Here is a 24009-nt window from a genome sequence, read left to right on the forward strand (position 1 = left end):
CTAGCGCAAGTTTCGCTCGCACCGTCGCCCTTTCGAATGCTAAGGATCGTTCACGGTTCGGTGGTAACGCTCATTTTGCTGTGGCTGACGCGGTCGCATTGAAATCTTGTTACATCCACCAAGGGGGGATGATGCGTCCAGATCAAGTCCGCGGCGGCACGAATAGCGCGACCGTTCCCGATGCCGCGTTCGCGATGCCGCCGGGCATGCGGATGCGCTACGACCTGCCCGATCCGGCCCTCGCGGAATTCGTCACCGGCTACGCGATCTATGCCAGCGCCAGTCCCGCGCCGATGATCAACTGGTACCTGCCCGCGCCGGCGATGATCTCGGTGCTCGTCGATGCCGGCCCGCTGGAGGTCAGCATCGGCAACCACCGGTTCGGTCCACTCGACCGCGCCAGCCTGTACGGTCCTACCAGCCGCGCGTTCCGCACCGAAACGCATGGCGGCATCGCCGTCGGCATCGGTCTGACGGCGCTCGGCTGGGCGCGCATGACCGCGCGCTCGGCAGGCGATTTCCACAACCGCGTCGTGCCGCTCGCCGGCGTTGCCGGACCCGCCATTTCGACCCGGCTGACCGAGGGGCTCGACCTGCTGGACGACGACGCCAAGATCAAACCGCTGCTCGATTCGATCCTCCCCTCTGTGTTCCGCCGGGCGCACCCGCGCGAAGCCCTGATCCGCGCGTTCGGCGCGCTCACCGTGACCGATGGCGTGATCGAGATGAAGGACGTCGCGGAGCGGCTCGATATCCCGACGCACGAACTCCGCCGCATGGCGACGCGGTATTTCGGCATGCCGCCCAAGCTCCTGCTGCGGCGGGCGCGGTTCCTGCGCTCGTTCATCCGGTTGATCACCGACGCGGGACTGAACGATTATTCGAAGATCGACAGCAGCTATTTCGACGCCTCGCACTTCCTGCGCGATGCCGGCACGTTTCTCGGCACGACGCCGCGGCGGTTCGTGGCATCGGAGACGGTGTTCCTGAAGGCGAGCCTGCGCGCGCGCGCAGCGGTCATCGGCGCGCCGACCCAGGCGCTCCACGGCGTGCCGAAGCCGACGCAGCCGTCGCTGCCGCGCGCGCAGTCGAGCGAACCGATGCTGCACCAACTGCCCGGCTGAACCGATCGCGGCGGCCGCATCATCGCGTCCGCCGCGGTTTTGCCGGGATGACGCGCCCGCGGCTTTGTTCTACCGCTCTTCACCATGATCGCGCATCTCAAAGGACGTCTCGACTCAACGGGGATCGATCATGCGGTGATCGATGTCGGCGGCGTCGGTTATCTGGTCGGCGCGTCGGCGCGGACGCTGTCGACGCTCGGTCCGATCGGCGAGGCGGCGACCGTGTTCACCGAGATGCTGGTGTCGGAGGATTCGATCCGCCTCGTCGGGTTTGCGAGCGGCGCAGAACGCGACTGGTTCCGCCTGCTGACCGGCGTGCAGGGGGTTGGCGCGCGCGTTGCGCTGGCGATCCTGTCCGCGCTCGAACCCAATGATCTCAGCCGGGCGATTGCCAGCGGCGACAAGGCGATGGTCGCACGCGCCAACGGCGTCGGCCCCAAGCTCGCCCAGCGCATCGTCATGGAACTGAAGGACAAGACTGGCGGGATCGTGCTCGGGCCGGGCGGTACGACGATGGCTCCGGTCGTCGGCGCCGGCGCGGATGCGGTGTCGGCACTGCTCAACCTCGGCTTCCGCCCCGCCGAAGCCTCCACCGCCGTCGCCGCGGCGGAAGAGGAATTGGGCGCCGACGCCACGCTCGACGCCCTGGTGCGACTGGCGCTGCGCAAGGCGTCGCGGTAGAGCCGGGTCGTCGAAAAAGGAATGAGTCATGCAGGTCACTGCTGTTCTTACCGCTGCGGAAGAAGGCGGGTTCGTCGCCTATAATCCGGAAACCGGCACGACGAGCCAGGGTGAAACGGTGGAGGAGGCGATCGGCAACTTGCGCGAGGCGGTCGAACTGTATCTCGACGTGTTTCCGATGCGGATCGTCGGGGCGCCGTTGGTGACGAGCTTCACCGTGGCCGAACATGCCTGAGCTTCCCGTTCTTTCCGGCGCGGAAATGATCAAGAGGCTGGAGCGGCTCGGGTTCGAACAGGTGCGGCAACGGGGTAGTCACGTCATTTTGCGCCGCGGTGCCGTCGGTTGCGTCGTACCGATGCATGATCCGCTCAAAAGGGGGACGATGGCCGCCATTCTGCGACAGGCACAACTGACCCGTGAAGAATTTATCGAGGCGATACGGTGACCATCCCCTTCGTCCTTGGTTCGGCGACCAGAAGTCTCTTCGTCACGTATTGCATCACTAGGGATTATATCATCATCGACACAAGTTTGGATGCCTTCCGCGTATGCGGTGACATGCCGCGACCTGAAGCTTTTTCGCAGTGACAGACGACCGCATCCTGACCGCCGCCAAGCGTCCCGAAGACGTCGATGCCGCACTCCGCCCGAAGAGCCTCGACGATTTCGTCGGGCAGAAGGCTGCGCGCGAGAATCTGCGGATCTTCATCCAGGCGGCGAAGTCGCGCGGCGATGCGCTCGACCATGTGCTATTCTTCGGCCCGCCCGGGCTCGGCAAGACCACGCTGGCGCAGATCGTCGCGCGCGAGATGGGGGTAGGCTTCCGCGCCACCTCGGGGCCGGTGATCGCGAAGTCTGGTGATCTCGCCGCGCTGCTTACCAATCTCGAAGATGGCGACGTGCTGTTCATCGACGAGATCCACCGGCTGCAACCCGCGGTCGAGGAGGTGCTGTACCCGGCGATGGAGGATCGTGCGCTCGATCTGATGATCGGCGAGGGTCCCTCGGCGCGGTCGGTGCGCATCGACCTGCCGCGGTTCACGCTGATCGGCGCGACGACCCGGCAGGGGTTGCTGACCACGCCGTTGCGGGACCGCTTCGGCATTCCCGTGCGGCTGCAATTCTATTCGGTCGAGGAGCTCGAGCGCGTGGTGACGCGCGCCGCCGGGCTGCTCGGGCTCGGCATCGCCAAGGACGGTGCGATGGAAATCGCCCGCCGTGCCCGCGGGACGCCGCGGATCGCCGGGCGGCTGCTGCGTCGGGTGCGCGATTTCGCCAATGTCGCGGGGCACGAGATGGTCGATGCGCGGGCGGCGGATGCGGCGCTCAACCGGCTGGAGGTCGACGCACTCGGGCTCGATGCGATGGACCGTCGCTATCTGCTGATGATCGCCGATATCTATCGCGGTGGTCCGGTCGGGGTGGAGACGCTCGCGGCAGGGCTCAGCGAACCGCGCGATACGATCGAGGAAGTGATCGAGCCGTATCTCATCCAGCTCGGCCTGATCGCGCGCACCGCTCGCGGGCGGTTCCTGAATGCGGGCGGCTGGAAACACCTCGGCCTCAACCCACCAACCGGCAGCCAGGACGGCCTGTTCGACGCGTAATGTCTTTCGTCACCCCGGACTCGTTCCGGGGTCCACCGTCCCGCAAATTCAAGTCTCTGGATTTTGCGGAAAGGTGGATGCCGGAACGAGCCCGGCATGACGGCATGGGAAATGTTGTAAGAATCCACCCAGAGATCGATCGAACTTGGGTGCGACACTGCTTTTGTTGCGTGGCACCCAAGCGCTTCATCTGATAGCCAACCCGTATGCCCCTTTCGGCCGCCGCCTCCGCCCGCGAAATCCTCACCAGCCTTCACGATGTGATGGCCTCGCGCACGTCCGCGCAAGCCAAGCTTAATTCGGTCGTCGGCATCATCGCCACCGCGATCGATAGCGAGGTCTGCTCGATCTACCTCCTGCGCGAAGGCGTGCTCGAACTCTTCGCCACGCGGGGCCTCGACCAGGCCGCGGTCCATGTCACCAAACTGGCGATGGGCGAAGGTCTGGTCGGCACGATCGCCGAGGATGTCGAGGTACTCAACCTCGACGAAGCCGCCAGCCATCCCGATTTCGCCTACAAGCCCGAGACCGGCGAGGATCGCTTCCACAGTTTCGCCGGCGTGCCCATCATCCGCCGCGAGCGTTCGGTGGGGGTGCTGGCCGTCCAGCACACCGACCGTCGCAAATATGCCGACGTCGAGATCGAGGCGTTGCAGACGGTCGCGATGGTGCTGTCCGAACTCATCGCCAATGCCGGGCTCATCGACACCACCGGCGGCGGCGCGGATCGGCCGCAGTCGACCGCGGCGATGCGCATCCCCGGCCAGAAGCTGGTCGACGGCATGGGCGCCGGCTTTGCGGTCTATCACCAGCCGCGCATCACGATCGAGCACACCGTCGCCGAGGACACCGACGCCGAGCGCCACCGCGTCTATGCGGCGTTCGACAAGATGCGCGAAGGCATCGATCGGATGACCCGCGAGGCCGAATTCGGCGTCGGCGGCGAGCATGTCGAGGTGCTGCAGACCTACAAGATGTTCGCCTATGACGAGGGTTGGGCGCGGCGCATCAACGAGGCGATCGACTCCGGCCTGACCGCCGAGGCGGCGATCGAGCGCGTCCAGCAACGCACCCGCCAGCGCATGCGCCAGATCGACGATCCGCTGCTGGCCGACCGGATGCACGACCTAGAGGACCTGTCGAACCGGCTGCTCCGGATCGTCTCGGGCCAGATGGGTACCGCCGCACAGCTCGGCCTGCGGCAGGACACCATTCTCATCGCGCGCAACCTCGGTCCCGCCGAACTGCTCGAATACGATAAGCGGCGGCTGAAGGGCGTGATCCTGGAGGAGGGCTCGCTCACCGCGCACGTCACGATCGTCGCCCGTGCGATGGGCGTGCCCGTGCTCGGCCGCGTCCGCGATATCCGTCGGCTGGTCGCTGAAGGCGACATGCTGTTGCTCGACAGTGCCGAAAGCAACGTCTTCGCACGCCCGTCGGCGGCGATGGAGGAAGCGTTCGAGGCGCGGCTGGCGATGCGGCAGAAGCGCAAAGCGGCGTTCGCGGCGCTGCGCGACGTGCCGCCGATCACCAGGGACGGCCACCGCCTGACCTTAATGGTCAACGCCGGCCTGCGCGACGACGTGGCCGCGCTCGACGTCACCGGCGCCGACGGGATCGGCCTGTTCCGTACCGAATTCCAGTTTCTCGTCTCCGCCACACTGCCGCAACGCGAGCGCCAGCAGCGACTGTACCGCGAAGTGCTCGACGCGGCCGGCGATCGCCCGGTGATCTTCCGCACCGTCGATATCGGCGGTGACAAGGCGCTGCCCTATCTCAACAAGGAAGACGCCGACGAGGAGAACCCGGCAATGGGCTGGCGCGCCTTGCGCCTGGGCCTGGAACGCGACGGGTTGATGAAGGTGCAGGCGCGCGCGTTGCTGGAGGCTGCGGCCGGTCGCACGCTCAACGTGATGTTCCCGATGGTCAGCGAGCCGTGGGAATTCGATGAGGCGCGTGCGCTCTTCGAGGCGCAACGCCACTGGCTTGAGGGCAGGGGGCGCAAACTGCCGCTCGCAATCCGCTACGGTGCGATGCTCGAAGTGCCGGCGCTTGCCGAGATGCTCGACCTGCTGCTGCCCAACATCGATTTCCTGTCGATCGGCACCAACGACCTCACCCAGTTCCTGTTCGCCGCCGATCGCGCCAATCCCAAGCTCGCCGAGCGCTACGACTGGCTGAGCCCGTCGATCCTGCGCTTCATCGCCCGGCTGATCGCGCCGGTCCGTGCGGCGGGCGTCGATCTCGCGGTCTGCGGCGAGATGGGCGGGTTGCCGCTCGAGGCGATGGCGCTGATCGGGCTCGGGATCGAGCGGCTGTCGATCACCCCGGCCGCCGTAGGCCCGATCAAGGCGATGACGCGCTCACTCGATCGGTCGGCGTTGGCGCCGATCATGACAGCGCTGCTCGCCGACCCGCCGCGCGACATGCGCGCCGCACTGACCGCCTGGGCCGGGGAAAATGGCGTCGAACTCACCTGAACCGCGATTGCTCGGGCACTGCGCGTTGACAGGACCCAGAGCGTCGTAGAAACGGAAACCATAGCGGGCGACGCTGTGAGAGCCCGGTTTCGGAGATAAGAATGGACGAGGTCGAACCCGGCCAGAACGCTGTGCCCGCTCCGACCGAGCGTGCTGGCGACATTCTTCGTACCGCACGCGAGGCGCAGGGGCTCAGCGTCGCCGATATCGCGACGCGGACCCGGGTGCCGGTCCGCCATCTCGAGGCGATCGAGGCTTCGGACTACAGCCTGTTGCCGTCGTCGACCTATGCGGTCGGTTTCGCGCGCGCCTATGCGCGGGCGGTCGGCGTCGACGAAGTATCGATCGCGCAGATGGTCCGCGGCGACGTCGCCAAGCTCGGTCGCCGGACGCCCGAGTACGAACCCTATGAGATGACCGATCCGTCGCGCGTGCCGTCGCGCGGGATCACGATCGTCGCGCTGGGGATCGCGATCGCGGTGCTGGTGCTGGTCGGTCTGTGGTACGGGACCGACATGTTCCGCGGCGCCAGGACGTCGCCCGCCGATGTGCCGGTCGCGGAAACGCCGGTCGCGCCCGCCGCCAAGACCGCGCAGTCGGTGCCCGCCGCGCCGTCTCCCGCCAATGGTCAGGTCACGCTGACCGCGTCGGACGATGTGTGGATGCGGGTCTACGACGCCGACAACAAGACGCTGTACCTCGGAACGATGAAGCCGGGCGACAAGTTCGACGTGCCGCGCGACGCGAAGGATCCGATGATCAACATCGGCCGTGCCGACAAGCTCGCGGTGACGCTCAACGGCGCCACTGTGCCCCCGCTGGGCACCGGCGAACGCGCGATCAAGGACGTGCGGATCGGTGCCCCGGCGATCGCGGCGCGTCTTGCGGCGGCGCCCGAACCGGCGACGTCGGCATCGTCGACCGCGTCCCCGTCGCGCCCGACGTCGGAGGCCCGCCGCGCGAGCCGTCCGCGACCTGCGCGTCGCCTGACCGAGACGCAGCGCGCCAATCTCGTCTCCGCTGCCAATCCGCCCCCGGGTGACTAAGCGCCTTAAGGCTGGCGACAGGATCGATGATACAGGTATACCTGCCCGATTAACCACTTCACCGGGGGGTGAACCCAATGCGTAAATCCATTCTGATCGGCGTCAGCGCCCTGGCCGTTCTCTCGGCAGGTCCCGCACAGGCGCAAAACGTCGAAGGCCGCGTCGGCAAGCTCGAAAGCGAAATGCGCGCGGTCCAGCGCAAGGTGTTCCCCGGCGGTGCCGGCCAGATGCTCCAGCCCGAAGTCCGTGCGCCGCAAGCCGAGCAAGGCCCCGGACCCGGCTCGCCCGCGACTAGCGCGATCGTCGACCTGTCGCAACGCGTCACGTCGCTGGAACAGCAGATGACCTCGCTCACCGAGCAGATCGAGCAGAACCAGAACCGGACGCGTCAGTTGCAGGATGCGTTCGACACCTATCGTCGCACCAACGACGCACGGGTGAAGTCGCTCGAGACCGGCCCCGCGCCGATCGCGACGGGGTCTGGCGGTCCGATCGAATCCGACGATTCGTCGAGCGGCCCGTCGCGTCCGTCCAACCGGCCCGATTCGGCATCCAGGCCCGACGCCGCCACGCCGACGCCGACCAAGGTCGCGGTCGAGAAGCCGTCGACCGGCGACCCCGCCGAGGACGAGTATATGTACGGCTACCGGCTGTGGGCGGCCAAGCAATACCCGCAGGCCGAGGCGCAGTTGAAGAAGGTCGTCGCCGACTATCCCAAGAGCAAGCGCGCCAGCTATGCGCAGAACCTGCTCGGTCGCGCGTATCTCGACGAGGGCAAGCCGAGCCTCGCCTCGATGGCGTTCTACGACAATTACAAGAAGATGCCCGATGGCGAGCGTGCGCCCGACAGCCTGCTGTACCTCGGCCAGGCCCTGACCAAGCTCAATAAGCCGGCCGATGCCTGCAAGGTGTATGACGAGCTGAACGACGTCTACGGCGCGAAGATGGCGGCGGCGATGAAGGGCCAGGTCGCCGCCGGGCGCAGTGCGGCGAAGTGCAAGTAAGCGACCCGAAGTGCAGGTAACTGATCCTCTAACGCTTGTGTGTGATCCCTTGTTCGTGACTTCACGTCGCACACCAGCACCACCCCGGCGGAGGCCGGGGCTCAATTGGGAAGGTCAGCGTAACAGGGGAGCGTACTCGGTCATCATCGTCCCCCAATTCGGCCCCGGCCTCCGCCGGGGTGACCGCTCTACTCGCAGGATGCTCTTCGCATGACCGAAGAAGGCCGCCGCTTCGCCGCCGACTTCGCGCGGCTAGCCAGCGACATCACCAACCCGCTGTTCGCCGTCTCGGGCGGTCCCGACAGCATGGCGATGCTCACACTCGCACACGAAGCGCTCCCCCCCGGCTTCACGGTCGCCAGCATCGACCACCGCCTCCGCCCCGAAGCGGTGGAAGAGTCCGCGATGGTCGCCGCGCACTGCGCGATGCTCGGCATTCCCCACGCCACGCTCGCCCCCAGCGAACCGATCACCGGCGCCAGCATCCAGGCACAGGCGCGCACCACCCGGTACGCGCTGCTCACCGATCACGCCCGCGCGATCGGGGCAGGGGCGCTGGTCACCGGGCATCACGCCGACGACCAGGCCGAGACGTTCCTCATGCGCGCCGCCCGCGGTTCCGGCCTCGCCGGCCTCGCCGGAGTCCGCGCGCGTACGGAGATCCACGGAGTCATCGTGATCCGCCCGCTGCTCGACTGGCGGCGCGCCGAACTCCGCGCGATCGTCCGCCGCGGCGAAGTGCCGTTCTTCGACGATCCATCGAACCATGACGATCGGCACGATCGCACGCGGTTCCGCCGGTTGCTCGGCGAGAACGAATGGCTCGGCACCCCCAATCTTGCGCGCGCCGCCGCCGCGCTCGCCGAAACCGACACCGATGTCCGCGCGATGGTCGACTGGATCTGGACCGAACGCGCCAAGCTCGGCGGCGGCGAGGTCAAGCTGTCGGTGGAACACCTGCCGCGTGAAATCCTCCGCCGGCTGGCTCGTCGCGCGATTGGCATGGTTCGCGCCGACGCCGGCATCGCGACCCCCGACTGGAGCGATGCCGCCAACATCGAAAAGCTGCTGGACTCGCTTATGGCCGGCAAGCGCAGCACCCAGGCCGGGATCATCGCCAGCGTCCGCGGCACTGTCTGGCGGTTCCGCGAGGCGCCACCTCGCAGCATCGCCGTCTAGGGACCACGTCGGGTAACGTGACCGTCCGTTCACACTGATCAACGCAAGTCGCGCGTTGTTCCATTGCCATTAACCTGCGCACGCTTATCTTGTGCGCTGAAAGGTATCGTGCACCCATGAGCGACAACGACAACCGCGGTCAGAAGCCACAGGGACCCGGAAACGGCGGCCCCGAGAACGGCGGCGGCAATCCCTGGATGAAAAGCCTCTTGATCTGGGTCGGCATCCTGCTGGCGCTGGCGCTGTTCGTGACCATGTTCGATGGCCGCACGGCGACGACGGGTGGTAACACGATCGCGTATTCGGCCTTCCTCGATAAGGTCGATGAGGGCACCGTCAAGGACGTCAACATCTCACGGGACATGATCTCGGGTACCTTGTCGTCGGGCGAGAAGTTCAAGGCGTATCCGATCCCCGATTCGACGCTCGTGCCGAAGCTGCGTGAGAAGGGCGTATCGATCAGCGCAAAGCCCGAGGAGGGCCCGTCGATGCTGGCGCTGCTGCTGTATCAGTCGCTGCCGTTCCTGCTGTTCCTCGGTATCGCGTTTTTCGTCCTGAAACAGATGCAGAAGAATTCGGGCTCCGGCGCGATGGGTTTCGGCAAGAGCCGCGCGAAGATGCTGACGCAGAAGGAAGGCAAGGTCACCTTCCAGGACGTTGCTGGCATCGACGAAGCGCGCGAAGAGCTCGAAGAGATCGTCGAGTTCCTCAAGGACCCGACCAAGTTCGCTCGCCTCGGCGGCAAGATCCCCAAGGGCGCGTTGCTGGTGGGCTCGCCGGGTACCGGCAAGACGCTGCTCGCGCGCGCGATCGCGGGTGAGGCTGGCGTGCCGTTCTTCACGATCTCGGGTTCCGATTTCGTCGAGATGTTCGTCGGCGTCGGCGCGAGCCGTGTCCGCGACATGTTCGAGCAGGCCAAGAAGTCCGCACCCTGCATCGTATTCATCGACGAGATCGACGCGGTCGGTCGTCATCGCGGTGCCGGCCTCGGCAACGGCAACGATGAGCGCGAGCAGACGCTGAACCAGCTGCTGGTCGAGATGGACGGCTTCGAGGCGAACGAAGGCATCATCATCATCGCCGCGACCAACCGTCCGGACGTGCTCGATCCTGCGCTGCTGCGTCCGGGCCGCTTCGATCGCCAGGTCACCGTGCCGCGGCCGGATATCGAGGGTCGCATCAAGATCCTCGAAGTGCACATGAAGAAGGTGCCGCTCGCCCCCGACGTCGACGCTCGCGTCATTGCACGCGGCACGCCCGGCTTCTCGGGTGCCGATCTCGCCAACCTCGTCAACGAGGCGGCGCTGCACGCGGCGCGCAAGGGCAAGCGTCTGGTGGCGATGGCCGAGTTCGAGGAGGCCAAGGACAAGGTCATGATGGGCGCCGAGCGTCGCAGCATGGTCATGACCGACGACGAGAAGCGGATGACCGCGTATCACGAGGCCGGCCACGCCGTCGTCGCGATGCACGAGGCTGCCTCGGATCCGATCCACAAGGCGACGATCATCCCGCGCGGTCGTGCGCTGGGCATGGTCATGCGGCTGCCGGAGCGCGACTCGTACAGCTATCACCGCGACAAGATGTACGCGAACCTCGCGGTGTCGATGGGTGGCCGCGTCGCCGAGGAAGTCATCTTCGGCTACGACAAGGTCTCGTCGGGCGCGTCCGGCGACATCCAGTACGCCACGGGTCTTGCCCGCGACATGGTCACGCGCTGGGGCATGTCGGACAAGGTTGGCCCGCTCGAATATGGCGAGCCGGAGGGTGAGTCGTTCCTCGGTTACTCGTCGAGCCGTCCGTCGCGCATGTCGAATCAGACCGCGCAGCTGATAGACGACGAGATCAAGCGGATCGTCGAAGGTGGTCTTGACCGTGCCAAGCAGGTGCTGAGCGACCACGTGGATCAGCTCCACACCGTCGCTGGTGCGCTACTCGAATTCGAGACGCTGACCGGCGACGAGATCAAGAAGCTGATCGCTGGCGAGGATCTCGATCGTCCGGACCCTGGTGCGAAGGCATCGACTGTCCCGCGTGCGGGTACGTCGATCCCCAAGACACGGCGCCCGAGCGGACCGTTCGGGACGCCGTCTCCGCTAGGGGCGTGATCCGGTTCACCCGGCAGTCACCTAAGTAACTCTATGGGCGGTCTTTTCTCGGAAAGGCCGCCCATGTCGTATTCGCGTTCCAAGGCTGTAGTCGCAGCGGTTCTTATGGTTAGCGTGGCGATGCCGGCGAGCGCAGCGATGACCGTCGGCGCCTTCCTCGCCCGCGCCAATGCTTTACGTGACCAGGGCCCGATGGCGCTGATGTCGCCCGATCTGCCTGTGCTGAAGGCCGAAGCCAAGGCTGCAACCAACCAGCTCAAGGCCGAACGCGCCGCCCGCGCGGCTGCCGGCAAGCCCCCGATCGCGTGCGTTCCCGAGGGCGAGACAGTCGGCATCATGGATATGCTCGACGGACTGGCGCAGCTGCCCGCCGCCGATCAGAAGCGCCCGCTCAAGGACGGGTACGCGCGTGTGCTGGCGAAGCGTTTTCCCTGCAGCTGAGCCGCCCGGCATGCTGCCGTGTTGATAACCGACGTATCTGGCCATACCGTCGATTAATGTTTTGCTCGCCTTGGCTTTTTACCATCCGCTTTTGCTGTGCCGGGATTTGACCCACGTCGGCATTCTCGGCGGGTCGTTCAATCCCGCGCATCGCGGTCATCGCGGCATCACGCTCTCGGCGATCAATGCGCTCGCACTCGACGAGGCGTGGTGGCTGGTGTCTCCCGGCAACCCGCTCAAGGATGCCGCCAACGACATGGCGCCGCTGCCCGCGCGCCTCGCGTCCGCCCGGCGCATGGCGCGCCGCGCGCCGATCCGCGCGACCGACATTGAGGCCCGGCTCCATACCCGCTACACGCTCGACACGATCCGCAAGCTCAAGCGGCGCTACCCGAAAATCCGGTTCATCTGGCTGATGGGGGCGGACAATCTCGCCGACTTTCACCGCTGGAAGAACTGGCGGCAGATCGCCCGCGAGGTTCCGATTGCGGTAATCGCGCGGCCGGGATATGACGGGCGCGCCCTCGCGGCCCCCGCGATGGGTTGGCTGCGGCGCTTCCAACGGCGCACAGACCATGCGAAGAGCTGGACGACGTGGAGATTGCCGGCCCTCGTGCTGTTGCGCTTCCGACCCGACCCGACCTCCGCAACCGGCCTGCGTGCCAAAAATCCCGACTGGGTTCAGCATGTTGCTGGTCCGGTAGTCTTACCCAGGAGCTGACTTGGCCACTTCCCCTACTGCCCCTCGCGCGACCGACCCCGAAGAGGTTGAGGCGCTGCATCGCCTGATCCTCGCGTCGCTCGACGACGACCAGGCGGTCGAGACCATCTCGATCCCGCTCGCGGGCAAGACCAGCATCGCCGATTACATGGTGATCGCCAGCGGTCGCTCGACCCGCCAGGTCGCCTCGATGGCGCAGAAGCTGGCCGAGCGGATCAAGGCCGAGTTCAAGCGTCCGGTGAAGATCGAGGGGCTCCCCACGGCTGACTGGGTGTTGATCGACGCGACTGACGTCATCGTCCACCTGTTCCGCCCCGAAGTCCGCAGCTTCTACAATCTGGAGCGGATGTGGGCGTTTGGCGACGCACCGGCGCCGCCACCCGTGCCGACCTTCACCGACGAAGACTAAACCGACCTAGAGGCGGCGGTGCTGCTCCACATCGTCGCCCGCGGTCGGATCGGGCGCTCGCCCGAGGCCGATCTCGTCGACCGCTATCTGAAGCGGATCGCCTGGCCGACCAAGGTCAGCGAGCTCCCCGACACCGGCGGCAAGATCCCACTCGTCGGCGAGCAGACCAAGCGCGTCCTGCTCGACGAGAAGGGCGAGACACTGTCCTCGACGCAGTTCGCGCAAAAGCTCGAGCGATGGCGCGACGACGGCGTGCGCGAGGCGCGGTTCATGATCGGGGCTGCTGACGGCTTCGACGACGCGGCGCGCGACGAGGCGGACCTGCTCTTCTCGTTCGGCCGCGCGACCTGGCCGCATCTGCTCGCCCGCGCGATGCTTGCCGAACAACTCTTCCGTGCGACCAGCATCCTTGCCAACCACCCCTATCACCGCGAAGGGTGATGCATGAGGGCAGGGGGCGTCATGGCGATCGCGGCGCTGTTCGCGGCGGCGGGCGTAACCGCGCAGACTGACGCGCCCGAACTGGCGACCGAGCAGCAACGCCTCGTCGCGGCGAAACGCGACGCCGCGCTCGCCGCCGCCCGCGCCGCCAAACTCGCCGCCGCGGCCACCCAGGAACGCAACGCCGCCGACAAGGCGCGCCGTGAGGAGCAGGCGCTGGCTGCGCGCGTCGCTGCTGCCGAAGCGAACCTTGCCACCGCTAGTGCCCGTGTGACCCTGGTCGAACGCTTGCTAACCGATCAGCGCGCCAGGCTCGGTCGCGCGCAGGCCCCCGTCGCGCGTCTGCTCGCGGCGCTGGAGTCGCTTGCCCGTCGCCCGACGATCGTCGCGGTCGCCCAGCCGGGATCGGTCGACGACCTCGTCCATGTCCGTGCGGTGCTGGGCAGCGCGCTCCCCGTCGTCCGCCAGCGTACCGAGGCGGTCCACACCGAACTCGCCGAGACCCGACGTTTGCAGGCGAGCGCGACGCTCGCCGCCAAGGCGCTTTCCGACAGCCGCGCGCGTCTGGAGAACGACCGCGTCGCGTTGGCTACCCTCGAAGCCCATCATCGCCAGCGTAGCCGGACGCTCGGCCGAGGGGCGCTCAGCGAGTCGGACCGCGCGCTGGCGCTCGGCGAACGCGCGCGCGATCTCGTCGACGGGATGGCCGCCACCACCAACGCCAAGGCGACCGCCGCCGCCCTGATCGCGCTTGCCGGCCCGATCCCGCGCCCGATCGCGCCGGATACGACGCCGCCCCCGCCCCCGAGCGGCGTGTATCGGGCGCCGGTAGCGGGCAAGCTCGTCACCGGTTTCGACGAAATCTCGGACTCCGGCGTCCGATCACGCGGGCTGACGTTCGCCACCGTTCCAAGCGCGCGCGTCGTCGCCCCCGCCGCAGGGACGATCCGCTACGCGCGTCGCTTCCGCGATTACGGTGTCATCGTCATCATCGACCACGCCGACGGTTGGACGAGCCTCATCACCGGTCTGGCTGCAACCGCGGCCAAACCCGGAGACCGCGTCGCGATGGGCGCGCCTCTTGGCATCGCCCCCCGCGAAGACCCGCGCATCATCGTCGAACTCCGTCGCCAGGGCCGCCCGGTCGATGCGGCATCGCTGATAGGGCCGCGCTGATCGGCTGATAGGACGGGCGCCGCGTTTCGATCCTCCCCCGCCAGGGGGAGGTGTCGCCGAAGGTGACGGAGGGGGAGGACACGGAACCTCTGTTTCGCTTACCTCCCCCTCCGTCTGGCAAGCGCCAGCCACCTCCCCCTGGCGGGGGAGGATCGAAAAGGACGCCCCGGTCAGCCCCCGTTAACCCCCACGCGCCTTCACTCCGCGCGCGCGTTGCCGCCAGCGTTCCGCTACGCTACGCCGTCACGACCGTACGACACGTCTTTTCTCAGGTTGCAGGACTATCGATGCCTCGTCCTATACTGCGTACCCCGATCCTTACCGCGACGGCGATTGTCGGCGCGCTGACGCTGATCCCGCTCGCCACCTCTGCGATGGCGGCGGTCGACACCGACACGTACCGCGAGTTCGACCAGTTCCTCGACGTGTTCAACCGCGTGAAGGCGGAATATGTCGACAAGGTCGATGACAAGACGCTGATCAAGGGCGCGATCCAGGGCATGCTCGCCAGCCTCGATCCGCACTCCAGCTATGTCGACGCGCTCGACTACGAAAACCTGCGGATCATGACCGAAGGCAATTACGGCGGCCTGGGGCTCACGGTGCAGATGGAGGACGGCGCGATCAAGGTCGTCTCCCCGCAGGAAGACTCCCCCGCCGCCCGCGCCGGCGTCAAGTCCGGCGACTACATCACGCATATCGACGGCAAGCTGATCTACGGCGATTCGCTCGACGAAGCGGTCGGCAAGATGCGCGGCAAGCCCGGCAGCAAGATCACGCTCGGCCTCGTCCGTCCCGGCCGCGACAAGCCGCTCGACGTGACGATGACGCGCGAGATCATCGTCCAGAAGCCGGTGAAGTGGGAAGTCCGCGGCGACGTCGGTTACATCAACATCAACACCTTCAGCGAGAACACCGGCGCCGACACCCGCGCGGCGATCATGGCGATCGACAAGTCGCTCGGCCACCGCCCGCTCGGCTATGTCGTCGACCTCCGCGAGAATGGCGGCGGGCTCCTGACCCAGGCGATCGAAGTCAGCGACGCGTTCCTCGACCACGGCGAGATCGTCTCGCAGCGCGGTCGCGAGAAGACCGATATCGAGCGTTATTACGCCAAGCCCGGCGACGACGCGCACGGCCTGCCGGTCGTCGTCCTCACCGATCCCGGCACCGCGTCCGCGTCCGAGATCGTCGCCGGCGCGCTCCAGGATCACCACCGCGCGCTGATCATGGGCGAGCGCAGCTTCGGCAAGGGCTCGGTCCAGACCGTGCTCCAGCTCGGCCCTGAGACCGCGCTCCGCCTGACCACCGCACGCTACTTCACGCCATCCGGTCGGTCGGTGCAGGAGGGCGGGATCGAGCCCGACATCAAGGTGCCGCAGCTCACCGATCCCGACTACAAGTCGCGCCCGGTGTTCCGCGAGGCCGATCTCCGGAAACATCTGATCAACGAGGTGAAAGCGGACAACGCGGTGCTCGAGGAGGATACCAAGACCGATCCCCGCTTCTCGCAGACGCCCGACCAGTTGAAGAAGCAGGGCATCGACGACTTCCAGCTCTATTACGCGCTGAAGACCGTCGCGCGCCTCGGCGGGGCAACGCAGGTCGCCGCCGCCACCAAGCCGCGCCCGATCAAGCCCGATCCCACTGACGCCACCAAGGCGCCCACCAAGTGAGCGTGCGTCGCGGGTTGGGCATGACCAAGAACGAAGAGATCGCGCGCGCCATCGCGCTGCTGCTGCCGGCATTCCTCCTGCTCGGCGCGCTCGGCTCGCAGTATCTCGGCGGGCTGTATCCGTGCGAGATGTGCCATTGGCAGCGCTGGCCGCATTACGCGGCTGTGCTCGTCGCCGGCGCGACCTTCCTGGTACCGGGTCGCTCGCTACGCGCCACGCTGGTCATCATCGCCGGGTTGCTGATCGGCCTCAGCGGGCTGATCGGCGTCGCGCATGCCGGCGTCGAATATCACTGGTGGAACGGCTTCACCGCCTGCACCACGACCGTCTCGATGGCCGGCACCACCGCGGCCGAACGCCTCGCCGCGATCATGAACGCGCCGATGGTCCGCTGTGATTCACCACAATGGAAATTGCTCGGGATCTCGCTCGCCGGCTTCAACGCCATCTTTTCCCTCGCCGGTGCGGTCACCATATTCGCACTCATGAGGAAGACGAGATGAGCTGGAAGCCAGGAGACGCCAAGCGGGCCACCGATTCGATGATCCGGGTCGACCAGGCCGGCGAATACGGCGCGATCCGCATCTATGCGGGCCAGTTGGCCGTGCTCGGCGACCGTCACCCGGCCTCGCGCTCGATCCACCACATGGCGCAGCAGGAGGAACGCCACCGCGCGTTTTTCGACAAGATGATCGTCGAGCGCCGCGTGCGGCCCACGGTGTTGCAGCCGATCTGGAAGGTGGCCGGCTTCGCGCTCGGCGCGGTAACCGCCGCGATCAGCCCGCGGGCTGCGATGGCGTGCACCGCGGCGGTCGAGACCGAGATCGACAAGCATTACGAAGAACAGCTCGTTCAGCTTGGCGCCAGCGATCCGGAGCTATCCGCAGCGATTATCGATTTCCAGGCCGAGGAACTCGAACACAAGGCCACCGCGATCGCCGCGGGGGCGGAAGAGACGCCGGGGTATCCGGTGCTCAGCGCGGTGATCCGGCTCGGCTGCAAGGTCGCTATCGCGACAGCCAAACGAATATAACAAGCGTAGCAGGCGCGTGGGAGTGATGCGTATGAAGATGCTTTTTGCGGCGGCATTGCTCGTCGCCGGACCCGCGGTCGCTCAAACGGCCAAGCCGATGTCGACGCCGAACGCCGGTCCGACGCTCGCACAGCTGCCCGCCAAGGCGTCTGCTCAAGCGCCGGCGCTTCCGGGTGTGATCGCCAAGCCCAAACCGGTTGAAGCGCCACCACAGGTATCGCGCAATGCGCCGATCAACGGGGTCCTCACGCTGTTCGGCAACGAGCGCTGCCCGACCAACGCCAATGGCGACGAGATCGTCGTCTGCGTCCGCCGCAGCGCGCAGGAGCAATACCGCGTCCCCAAGGAACTCCGCGAGTTCGTCGTGACGCCGGAAAATGCCAGCTGGGCGACCAAGGCACAGGGCACGATGGATGCAGGCTCGGGCGTCAACACGATCGGCAGCTGCTCCGCCGTCGGCGCTGGCGGCGCCACCGGCTGCTTCGGCCAGCGCGTGAGGGAGTCCCGCCTGGAGAACAAGACGCGGGCAGCGGAAGTACCCGTCCTCCCGTAAAGTCATCGCAAGAGAGAGCGCCCTACCTCCCTCCCTGCAAGGGAGGGGCGGGGGGTGGGTCGGCGTCCGCCAGCGGCACCGTTGGTATCACGAGCAGGCCAACCCACCCCCAACCCCTCCCTTCCAGGGAGGGGAGGACGTTCAGAAGTTGGCTATGCCTCAAGCACGCGCCACCAGGATGTCCCCCTGGCGTCCGCTCTGCGCTCCCCGTACCGTCCCATGGGACATAAGGGGCAAACGCATGGCGCTAACACTCGGAAAACGAAAAACCCGTCCGCGACCGATCGCTGCCGACGGCTACGAAAAGCTCCTAGGCTACGCCGCGATCCTCCTCCTCGCCGCCGTCATGACCGCGCTGGTCCGCGGCCGCCCGCACTGGCCCGAGGTCCCGACGATCGTCTGGTTCCACCTCGCCACGATCATCGTCGCGCTGGCGCTCACCCCGATCATGCTGCTGCGTAAACGCGGCGACCGCCCGCACCGCGCGCTCGGCACGATCTGGGTCGTTGCGATGCTCGCCACCGCGCTCGCCTCGTTCGGCATCCGGACCAGCACCGGCGGCTTCGGCATCATCCACCTCCTGTCGATCTTCACGCTAGTCCAGGTCCCGATCATCTGGTGGTCGGCCCGTAGCCACGACCTCGCACGGCACCGTACCAGCGTACGCGGTATGGTCACCGGCGCATTGCTGATCGCGGGCGTGTTCACCTTCCCGTTCGGGCGCATGCTCGGTACGTGGTTGTTCGCCTGACACCCGCGCCCGCCGTTTCAGACCTAACTGTCCTACAGGCAGAGGGGGTGGCATGATGCGCGAATGATGACGGCAGCCACCCGCAGCGCATTCGCCAGAACCGTCCCCTACAGGGCGCCGGGCGTAGGGGAAAATGCTGCACCAGCGTCTGCACTTTCTGCACTTCACTCGCGCGCGCGCCTCGGACGTTGCTGGACTCGCCTTGGTATTCAGCGAGTTAAGCTAATCCGGAGCGCTGTCGCGATTCTCGATCGTGAGAGCCTATCACAGGGAGCAACGGCATGACCGAACCGCTGAGCATCGCCTTCCTGCTGTTTCCGAACGTGACCCAGCTCGACCTGACCGGCCCCGCACAGGTCTTGTCGCGGCTCGGCAACGCCCGGCTAGATCTGGTGTGGAAGACGCTCGACCCGGTCCCGACCGATGCCGGCTTCTCGATCCTGCCGACCGCAACCTTTGCCGATGTTCCGCGCGCCGACATCCTGTGCGTTCCAGGCGGCTTCGGGATCAACGCCGTGATCGCCGACGACGAAGCGATGGCGTGGGTCGAGGCGATCGGCGCCGACGCGACCTGGGTGACGAGCGTGTGCACCGGCTCGCTGATCCTCGGCGCGGCGGGGCTGCTCGACGGCTACCGCGCCGGGTGTCACTGGGCGCAACGCGAGATGCTGCCGCTGTTCGGCGCGATCCCGGTCGACGCGCGCGTCGTGGTCGATCGCAACCGCGTCACCGGCGGCGGGGTCACCGCGGGGATCGACTTCGCGCTTACGCTGACCGCGATCATCCGCGGCGAGGCGCATGCCAAGGCTGTCCAGCTAAGTCTCGAATATGATCCCGCACCGCCGTTCGACAGCGGCTCGCCTGAGAAGGCCGACGCCGAGATCGTCGCGGGCTATCAGCGTCGCGTTCAAGCCCTCGCTCCGACCCGCGACGACGACCTCCGCGCGCTGGCAAAGCGCCGGGGTTACCCCCGAAATACTTAAGGGTGACGCTTCAGCCCGCGGACCCGATGCCAGATGTAGAAGGCGACGAGCGCGATCAGGACCACGCCGATCAGCAGGTCGGCGCTATGGAATGCCGCCTTCACGCGCGGATCGCTGTCCCATTTGTCGCCGAGCTTCATGCCGACCCAGGCGAGCCCGAAGCACCACGGCCACGATCCGAGGAACGTGTAGACGTGGAACGGCACCAGCTTCATCCGCGCGACGCCGGCGGGGAAGGCGATGAACGAGCGGATCACCGGCAGGAGGCGCCCGATCAGTACCGCTATGCTGCCCCAGCGTCCGAAGAACCGGTCGGCGGCATCGAGTTCGCCCGGACCGATCAGCAGGTATTTGCCCCAGCGCTCGGCCATCGGCCGGCCGCCACGCTTGCCAATCTCATACGCGACGATCGAGCCGAGATTGCACCCGATCGCGCCCGCGGTGGCGGCGAGATACAGATCGAACCGACCGGTCGAGACGAGATAGCCGGCGAACGGCATGATGATCTCGGACGGCAGCGGGATGCACGCGCTTTCGATCGCCATCAACAGCGCGATGCCGACATAGCCACCGGACGAGATCACGCCGATCGTGAAGGTGGCGAGGGTCGCCAGAATCTTTTCGAACATGGATCGGCCGATTGCGCGAACCGGGCGCGGAAGGGAAGAGGCAATCGGAACCGCCGGCCGTGTCGTGCGCTGTTTGCGGCATGACAGATCTTACACTCAACGACGGCCGCACGATGCCGCAACTCGGTATGGGCACATGGCAGATCCCCGACAGCCAGGCCGCAGCGATCGTTCGCGCCGGGCTCGATATCGGCTTCCGGCTGGTCGACACCGCCGCGATCTACGAGAACGAACGCGGGGTCGGTGACGGCTACAAGGGCTCGGACGCGTTCCTCACGACCAAGCTGTGGAACGACCGGCAGGGCGACGCCGAAGCGGCGATGGACGAGAGTCTCGCTCTGCTCGGTGTCGAGTCGGTCGACCTGTACCTGATGCATTGGCCGGTCCCGAGCGAGGGCAAGTTTGTCGATGCGTGGAAGGCGATGATCGTCCTGCGCGATGCCGGAAAGGCCAAGTCGATCGGCGTGTCGAACTTCCTCCCCGAGCACATCGACGCGATCGTCGCTGCGACCGGCGTGACGCCCGCGGTCAACCAGATCGAACTTCACCCGAACTTCCAGCAGCGTAATCAGCGCAAGTATCACGAAGCCCACGGCATCGTGACGCAGAGCTGGAGCCCACTGGGCCAGGGCAAGACCTTGTTGCAGGACGAAGCGATCGTCCGCATCGCCGACAAGCATGGCCGCAGCGCCGCGCAGGTGATCCTCGCATGGCATCTGGCGAACGGCTTCTCGGTCATCCCGAAAGCCTCGGACGCAGAGCATCTCGCGGACAATTTCGCAGCGCTCGACCTGACGCTGGACGACGAAGACATGGCCGCGATCGAGGCCCTTGACGATCCAGCAGGCCGCCTTGGCCCCGAACCGAACAGCATGTGACACCAAGCGGGTGGGCGGATCAGGCGATCCGTCCGCCCACCGTCCGCAGATCCTCGACGAACCGCGCATATTCCTCCGCCGCCTGTGCCGGGTCCGGTAGCCGGAGCAGATAGCTCGGATGGACCGTGATCCAGGCCTCGCCACCATCCGGCAGCTGTAACGCCCGGCCTCGCTCCCGCCCGATCGTCATAACCCTCCCGAACAACGACCGCGCTGCGGTCGCGCCCAAAGCCACTGTTACCTTGGGCCTAATGAGCATCTGCTCCTGCTCGATCCACCAGCGGCACGCGTCGATCTCGCCCGCGCCCGGCTTTGCATGGATCCGCCGCTTGCCGCGCTGCTCGAACTTGAAATGCTTCACCGCGTTGGTGACGTAGGCGCGCGATCGGTCGACACCGGCCTCCGCCATCGCCTTGTCGAACATCTGGCCGGCGGGGCCGACGAACGGGCGTCCGGCGATGTCCTCCTGGTCGCCAGGCTGCTCGCCGACGAACATTAGCGGCGCGTCGACGGGACCCTCGCCGAACACGGTCTGCGTCGCCGGCTTGTAGAGTGGGCACCGGGTGCAGCCAGCCGCTTCGTCGCGCAAAGCTTCCCATGCGATCAGGCTGTTGCCACCGACCGTGTCGCGCGCCTTTGCAATCATCCCGCTCTCCCGCGCCTGTGCCGCCGCGAGCAGACCCGGCACCAGCGCGGTCTCGGGCATGTTCTTCCAGTATTTCTTCGGCATTTCCTTCAGCATCGCACCGATCTTGACGCGCGCCGGGTTGAAGATGCTGGCGTAATAGGTCTTCCACACCTCCTCGGTCGGATCGCCGTCGGGGGCATCGGCCTTGCTCGCGCCGGGGCCTTCGCTGAGCGCCTTGCCGTCCCAGTGGATCGACACCTCGGGGGTCAGGATCGACCAGCGCATGCTGGCGAATCGGTTGACGAAGAACGCGGCGTTGGCGCGGACGATGTGGTGGTCCGGCTCGAACCACGCGACGAAGCGCGTGCCGACGTCTTCCTCGACTTCGCGGAATCGGAGGAAGGCGCGCATCTTGTGGATGTCGCGGCGGACGTCCTTGACGATCCGGTCGAGCCGGCGGACGAGCGGATCGGCGCGGTCTTCGATCAGTTTCGGCTCGCGGCGAAGGCGGGCGAGCAGCGTGTACAGCAGCGCGAACCGCTCGGGATCGCTGCCGAGGATGGCGCTGCGGGCAAGGTCGAGGAAGGCGCGGGGGACGGAGAACGCACCAGGAGCCGGGGTCGGCGCGGCTTCCGCGACGGTGGCGAAGAGATCGACCGGATCGTCACCGACCTGCCAGACAACATCGTCGGGCGGCACGTCTTCGGCGATCAGTCCTCGAGCGGCATCGCGCCAACCGTCGAAGTCGTCGGGTTCGGCAAGGGTTACGACGCGCATGTGTTCGCCGGGCTCACGCGAACATTTCCATCTGCTTGGGTTTCGGCGCGACGATCGGGCGGAGTTCGGCGCGGTCGGACAGGACGACCGGACGCCAATCTTCGGCGATAATGAACGGGCGGATCTTTGCGACCGACACTGTCAGTCGGGCGATATCGGCAAGGTGGAGCCGACGCCAACGCCGGCTCGTAAGGATGCCGTTGACTGCTTTCACTCCCAGCCCCGGGACCCGAAGCAGCATCTCGCGCGGAGCGCGGTTCACGTCGACGGGGAACGAGCCGCGGAATTTCAACGCCCAGGCGAGTTTGGGATCGATGTCGAGCGGGAGCATACCCGTGGCGTCGTCGGCGGCGGCGACCACCTCGTGCGGCTGGAACTCGTAGAAGCGCATCAGCCAGTCGGACTGGTACAGCCGGTGCTCGCGCATCAAGGGCGGGCGTTGCAGCGGTAGCACCGCACTCGCATCCGGGATCGGGCTGAACGCCGAATAATACACGCGCCGCAGGCCGAACCGGTCGTACAGCGTCGATGCCTTCCGGACGATATCGCCGTCCGTCGCTGCGTCCGCGCCGACGATCATCTGCGTCGACTGGCCGGCGGGGGCGAACTTGGGCGCGGACTTATACTTTGCCTTGGCGTCCCTGCCGTCGATGATCGAGGCCTTCACCTCGGCCATGGCGGTCTCGATGCGGACGCCGTCCTTCTCGGGAGCTAGCCGCTTCAGGCCGTTGGCGGTCGGCAGCTCGACGTTGATCGAAACGCGGTCGGCATACAGCCCGGCCTGGTGGACGAGTTCGGGATCGGCATCGGGGATCGTCTTGAGGTGGATGTAGCCGCGGAAATGGTGGTCCTCGCGCAACGACCGCGCGACCTCGACCATCTGCTCCATCGTGTAGTTGGACGAGGCGATGATGCCCGACGAGAGGAACAGACCCTCGATGTAATTGCGCTTGTAGAAGGCGATGGTCAGATCGACGACTTCCTTGGCCGTGAAGCGGGCGCGGCGGACGTTCGAGCTCTTGCGGTTGATGCAGTAATGGCAGTCGAAGATGCAGCTGTTGGTCAGCAGAATTTTGAGTAGCGAGATGCATCGGCCGTCGGGCGCATAGGCGTGGCAGATGCCCATGCCTTCGGTCGACCCCAAACCCTTGCCGTCGCGCGAGTTGCGCTTGGTCGTGCCGGACGATGCACACGATGCATCGTATTTGGCGGCATCGGCCAGAATCTCGAGTTTCTCACGGGTATCGAGTTGCGCCATGTGTTCGTCTTACGTTCCGGTGAAGGCGGCGTCGAGTGATCGAGATCAATATATAGGCCGCTGTTCCGGCTTGCTTTTCTTCGGAACCGAAAAGTGAAGTGCAGGAAGTGCAGACGCTGGCGCGGGTTTTACAGCGCCCGAGATTGACGAGCATAACCGTATGAAGACGGATGGGTGCGCCGAACGATGACAGGGTCGTGTCGTGTAGGACAGCGCCTCTTCAATCGAAGAGATAGCGGACCAGGTCGACCACGCCGCCCAGGCTGACGGGCAGGATCAGCAGCAGGAACAGATAGACCAGCAGGATCCGCGTCAGCGCCTTCTCGTGCTTGAACACGGGCTTGCGCGGCGGAAGCTCTTCCTTGCGCGGCCAGATGCTGGATTCGTCGAAGAACATAGTCCTGTTATACCGCAATTCGGCGCCGTAA

26 protein-coding genes are annotated in these 24009 nt (G+C 66.4%); 22 read left to right on the forward strand and 4 right to left on the reverse strand.

Going from position 1 to position 24009, the window contains the following annotated elements; genetic code table 11:
• Positions 1–128 precede the first annotated feature (128 nt).
• The 21 genes from ACLBWL_RS04885 (at position 129) to ACLBWL_RS04985 (ending at position 19411) form a co-directional block, all read left to right on the forward strand.
• Entirely contained in the window at positions 129–1124 is a 996-nt protein-coding gene (locus ACLBWL_RS04885; RefSeq protein WP_447790720.1) for a hypothetical protein, read from the forward strand.
• Between the two features lie 84 nt (positions 1125–1208).
• Positions 1209–1805: a Holliday junction branch migration protein RuvA gene (ruvA, locus tag ACLBWL_RS04890; protein WP_447790722.1), complete on the forward strand. Its 597-nt coding sequence runs from the start codon at positions 1209–1211 to the stop codon at positions 1803–1805.
• Positions 1806–1833: 28 nt separating this feature from the next.
• The gene (locus ACLBWL_RS04895) at positions 1834–2040 is read left to right on the forward strand and encodes a type II toxin-antitoxin system HicB family antitoxin (RefSeq protein ID WP_447790724.1); all 207 of its coding nucleotides are present in this window, start codon (positions 1834–1836) and stop codon (positions 2038–2040) included.
• Positions 2033–2251 carry a type II toxin-antitoxin system HicA family toxin gene (locus tag ACLBWL_RS04900; protein ID WP_447790726.1) on the forward strand — a complete coding sequence of 73 codons (219 nt, stop codon included), beginning with the start codon at positions 2033–2035 and terminating at the stop codon, positions 2249–2251. Before ACLBWL_RS04895 ends, ACLBWL_RS04900 begins: the two co-directional genes overlap by 8 nt.
• Positions 2252–2390: 139 nt before the next feature.
• Positions 2391–3413 (forward strand): Holliday junction branch migration DNA helicase RuvB, encoded by a 1023-nt coding sequence (gene ruvB, locus ACLBWL_RS04905; RefSeq protein WP_447790728.1) that lies wholly within the window; start codon positions 2391–2393, stop codon positions 3411–3413.
• 206 nt (positions 3414–3619) lie between these two features.
• A complete protein-coding gene (gene ptsP / locus ACLBWL_RS04910; protein ID WP_447790730.1) occupies positions 3620–5893 on the forward strand; it encodes a phosphoenolpyruvate--protein phosphotransferase in 2274 nt (757 codons plus the stop codon).
• Positions 5894–5994: 101 nt separating this feature from the next.
• Positions 5995–6939 carry a helix-turn-helix domain-containing protein gene (locus ACLBWL_RS04915; protein WP_447790732.1) on the forward strand — a complete coding sequence of 315 codons (945 nt, stop codon included), beginning with the start codon at positions 5995–5997 and terminating at the stop codon, positions 6937–6939.
• Positions 6940–7016: 77 nt separating this feature from the next.
• A complete protein-coding gene (locus ACLBWL_RS04920) occupies positions 7017–7943 on the forward strand; it encodes a hypothetical protein (protein ID WP_447790734.1) in 927 nt (308 codons plus the stop codon).
• A 210-nt stretch (positions 7944–8153) separates the two neighbouring features.
• The gene (tilS, locus tag ACLBWL_RS04925) at positions 8154–9122 is read left to right on the forward strand and encodes a tRNA lysidine(34) synthetase TilS (protein ID WP_447790736.1); all 969 of its coding nucleotides are present in this window, start codon (positions 8154–8156) and stop codon (positions 9120–9122) included.
• 116 nt (positions 9123–9238) lie between these two features.
• Positions 9239–11227, forward strand: coding sequence for an ATP-dependent zinc metalloprotease FtsH (ftsH, locus tag ACLBWL_RS04930; protein ID WP_447790738.1), 1989 nt, complete (start codon positions 9239–9241; stop codon positions 11225–11227).
• Between the two features lie 138 nt (positions 11228–11365).
• Complete coding sequence (locus tag ACLBWL_RS04935; RefSeq protein ID WP_447790740.1) at positions 11366–11668, forward strand: hypothetical protein; 303 nt, start codon at positions 11366–11368, stop codon at positions 11666–11668.
• Positions 11669–11729: 61 nt separating this feature from the next.
• Positions 11730–12389, forward strand: coding sequence for a nicotinate-nucleotide adenylyltransferase (locus ACLBWL_RS04940; RefSeq protein WP_447790742.1), 660 nt, complete (start codon positions 11730–11732; stop codon positions 12387–12389).
• A 1-nt stretch (position 12390) separates the two neighbouring features.
• Positions 12391–12798, forward strand: coding sequence for a ribosome silencing factor (gene rsfS, locus ACLBWL_RS04945; RefSeq protein WP_056061225.1), 408 nt, complete (start codon positions 12391–12393; stop codon positions 12796–12798).
• Positions 12799–12816: 18 nt separating this feature from the next.
• Positions 12817–13239 (forward strand): 23S rRNA (pseudouridine(1915)-N(3))-methyltransferase RlmH, encoded by a 423-nt coding sequence (locus ACLBWL_RS04950; protein ID WP_447790744.1) that lies wholly within the window; start codon positions 12817–12819, stop codon positions 13237–13239.
• Between the two features lie 3 nt (positions 13240–13242).
• Complete coding sequence (locus ACLBWL_RS04955) at positions 13243–14415, forward strand: murein hydrolase activator EnvC family protein (protein WP_447790746.1); 1173 nt, start codon at positions 13243–13245, stop codon at positions 14413–14415.
• A gap of 287 nt (positions 14416–14702) precedes the next feature.
• Entirely contained in the window at positions 14703–16091 is a 1389-nt protein-coding gene (locus tag ACLBWL_RS04960; RefSeq protein WP_447790748.1) for a S41 family peptidase, read from the forward strand.
• Between the two features lie 20 nt (positions 16092–16111).
• Entirely contained in the window at positions 16112–16594 is a 483-nt protein-coding gene (locus tag ACLBWL_RS04965) for a disulfide bond formation protein B (protein ID WP_447790750.1), read from the forward strand.
• On the forward strand, positions 16591–17124 hold the full coding sequence (locus tag ACLBWL_RS04970; protein WP_447790752.1) for a demethoxyubiquinone hydroxylase family protein: 534 nt from the start codon (positions 16591–16593) through the stop codon (positions 17122–17124). Before ACLBWL_RS04965 ends, ACLBWL_RS04970 begins: the two co-directional genes overlap by 4 nt.
• A 31-nt stretch (positions 17125–17155) precedes the next feature.
• Complete coding sequence (locus ACLBWL_RS04975) at positions 17156–17677, forward strand: hypothetical protein (RefSeq protein WP_447790754.1); 522 nt, start codon at positions 17156–17158, stop codon at positions 17675–17677.
• Between the two features lie 241 nt (positions 17678–17918).
• Positions 17919–18428, forward strand: coding sequence for a DUF2306 domain-containing protein (locus ACLBWL_RS04980; RefSeq protein WP_447790756.1), 510 nt, complete (start codon positions 17919–17921; stop codon positions 18426–18428).
• A gap of 281 nt (positions 18429–18709) precedes the next feature.
• Positions 18710–19411 (forward strand): DJ-1/PfpI family protein, encoded by a 702-nt coding sequence (locus ACLBWL_RS04985; protein WP_447790758.1) that lies wholly within the window; start codon positions 18710–18712, stop codon positions 19409–19411.
• Here the strand turns inward: ACLBWL_RS04985 and ACLBWL_RS04990 are convergent.
• Positions 19408–20040, reverse strand: coding sequence for a DedA family protein (locus tag ACLBWL_RS04990; RefSeq protein WP_447790760.1), 633 nt, complete (start codon positions 20038–20040; stop codon positions 19408–19410). The genes ACLBWL_RS04985 and ACLBWL_RS04990 overlap by 4 nt on opposite strands.
• A gap of 80 nt (positions 20041–20120) precedes the next feature.
• On the opposite strand from ACLBWL_RS04990, the gene ACLBWL_RS04995 reads away from it, so the two are divergent.
• A complete protein-coding gene (locus ACLBWL_RS04995) occupies positions 20121–20918 on the forward strand; it encodes an aldo/keto reductase (RefSeq protein ID WP_447790762.1) in 798 nt (265 codons plus the stop codon).
• A gap of 19 nt (positions 20919–20937) precedes the next feature.
• Here the strand turns inward: ACLBWL_RS04995 and ACLBWL_RS05000 are convergent, their stop codons facing one another.
• From ACLBWL_RS05000 to ACLBWL_RS05010, 3 genes are all read right to left on the reverse strand, one after another.
• Complete coding sequence (locus tag ACLBWL_RS05000; protein WP_447790763.1) at positions 20938–22323, reverse strand: UdgX family uracil-DNA binding protein; 1386 nt, start codon at positions 22321–22323, stop codon at positions 20938–20940.
• A 13-nt stretch (positions 22324–22336) separates the two neighbouring features.
• Positions 22337–23581 (reverse strand): putative DNA modification/repair radical SAM protein, encoded by a 1245-nt coding sequence (locus ACLBWL_RS05005; protein WP_447790765.1) that lies wholly within the window; start codon positions 23579–23581, stop codon positions 22337–22339.
• 220 nt (positions 23582–23801) lie between these two features.
• Positions 23802–23978 (reverse strand): hypothetical protein, encoded by a 177-nt coding sequence (locus tag ACLBWL_RS05010; protein WP_447790767.1) that lies wholly within the window; start codon positions 23976–23978, stop codon positions 23802–23804.
• Between the last annotated feature and the right edge of the window lie 31 nt (positions 23979–24009).

The sequence above is a fragment of the Sphingomonas sp. M1A8_2b genome (assembly GCF_053345535.1).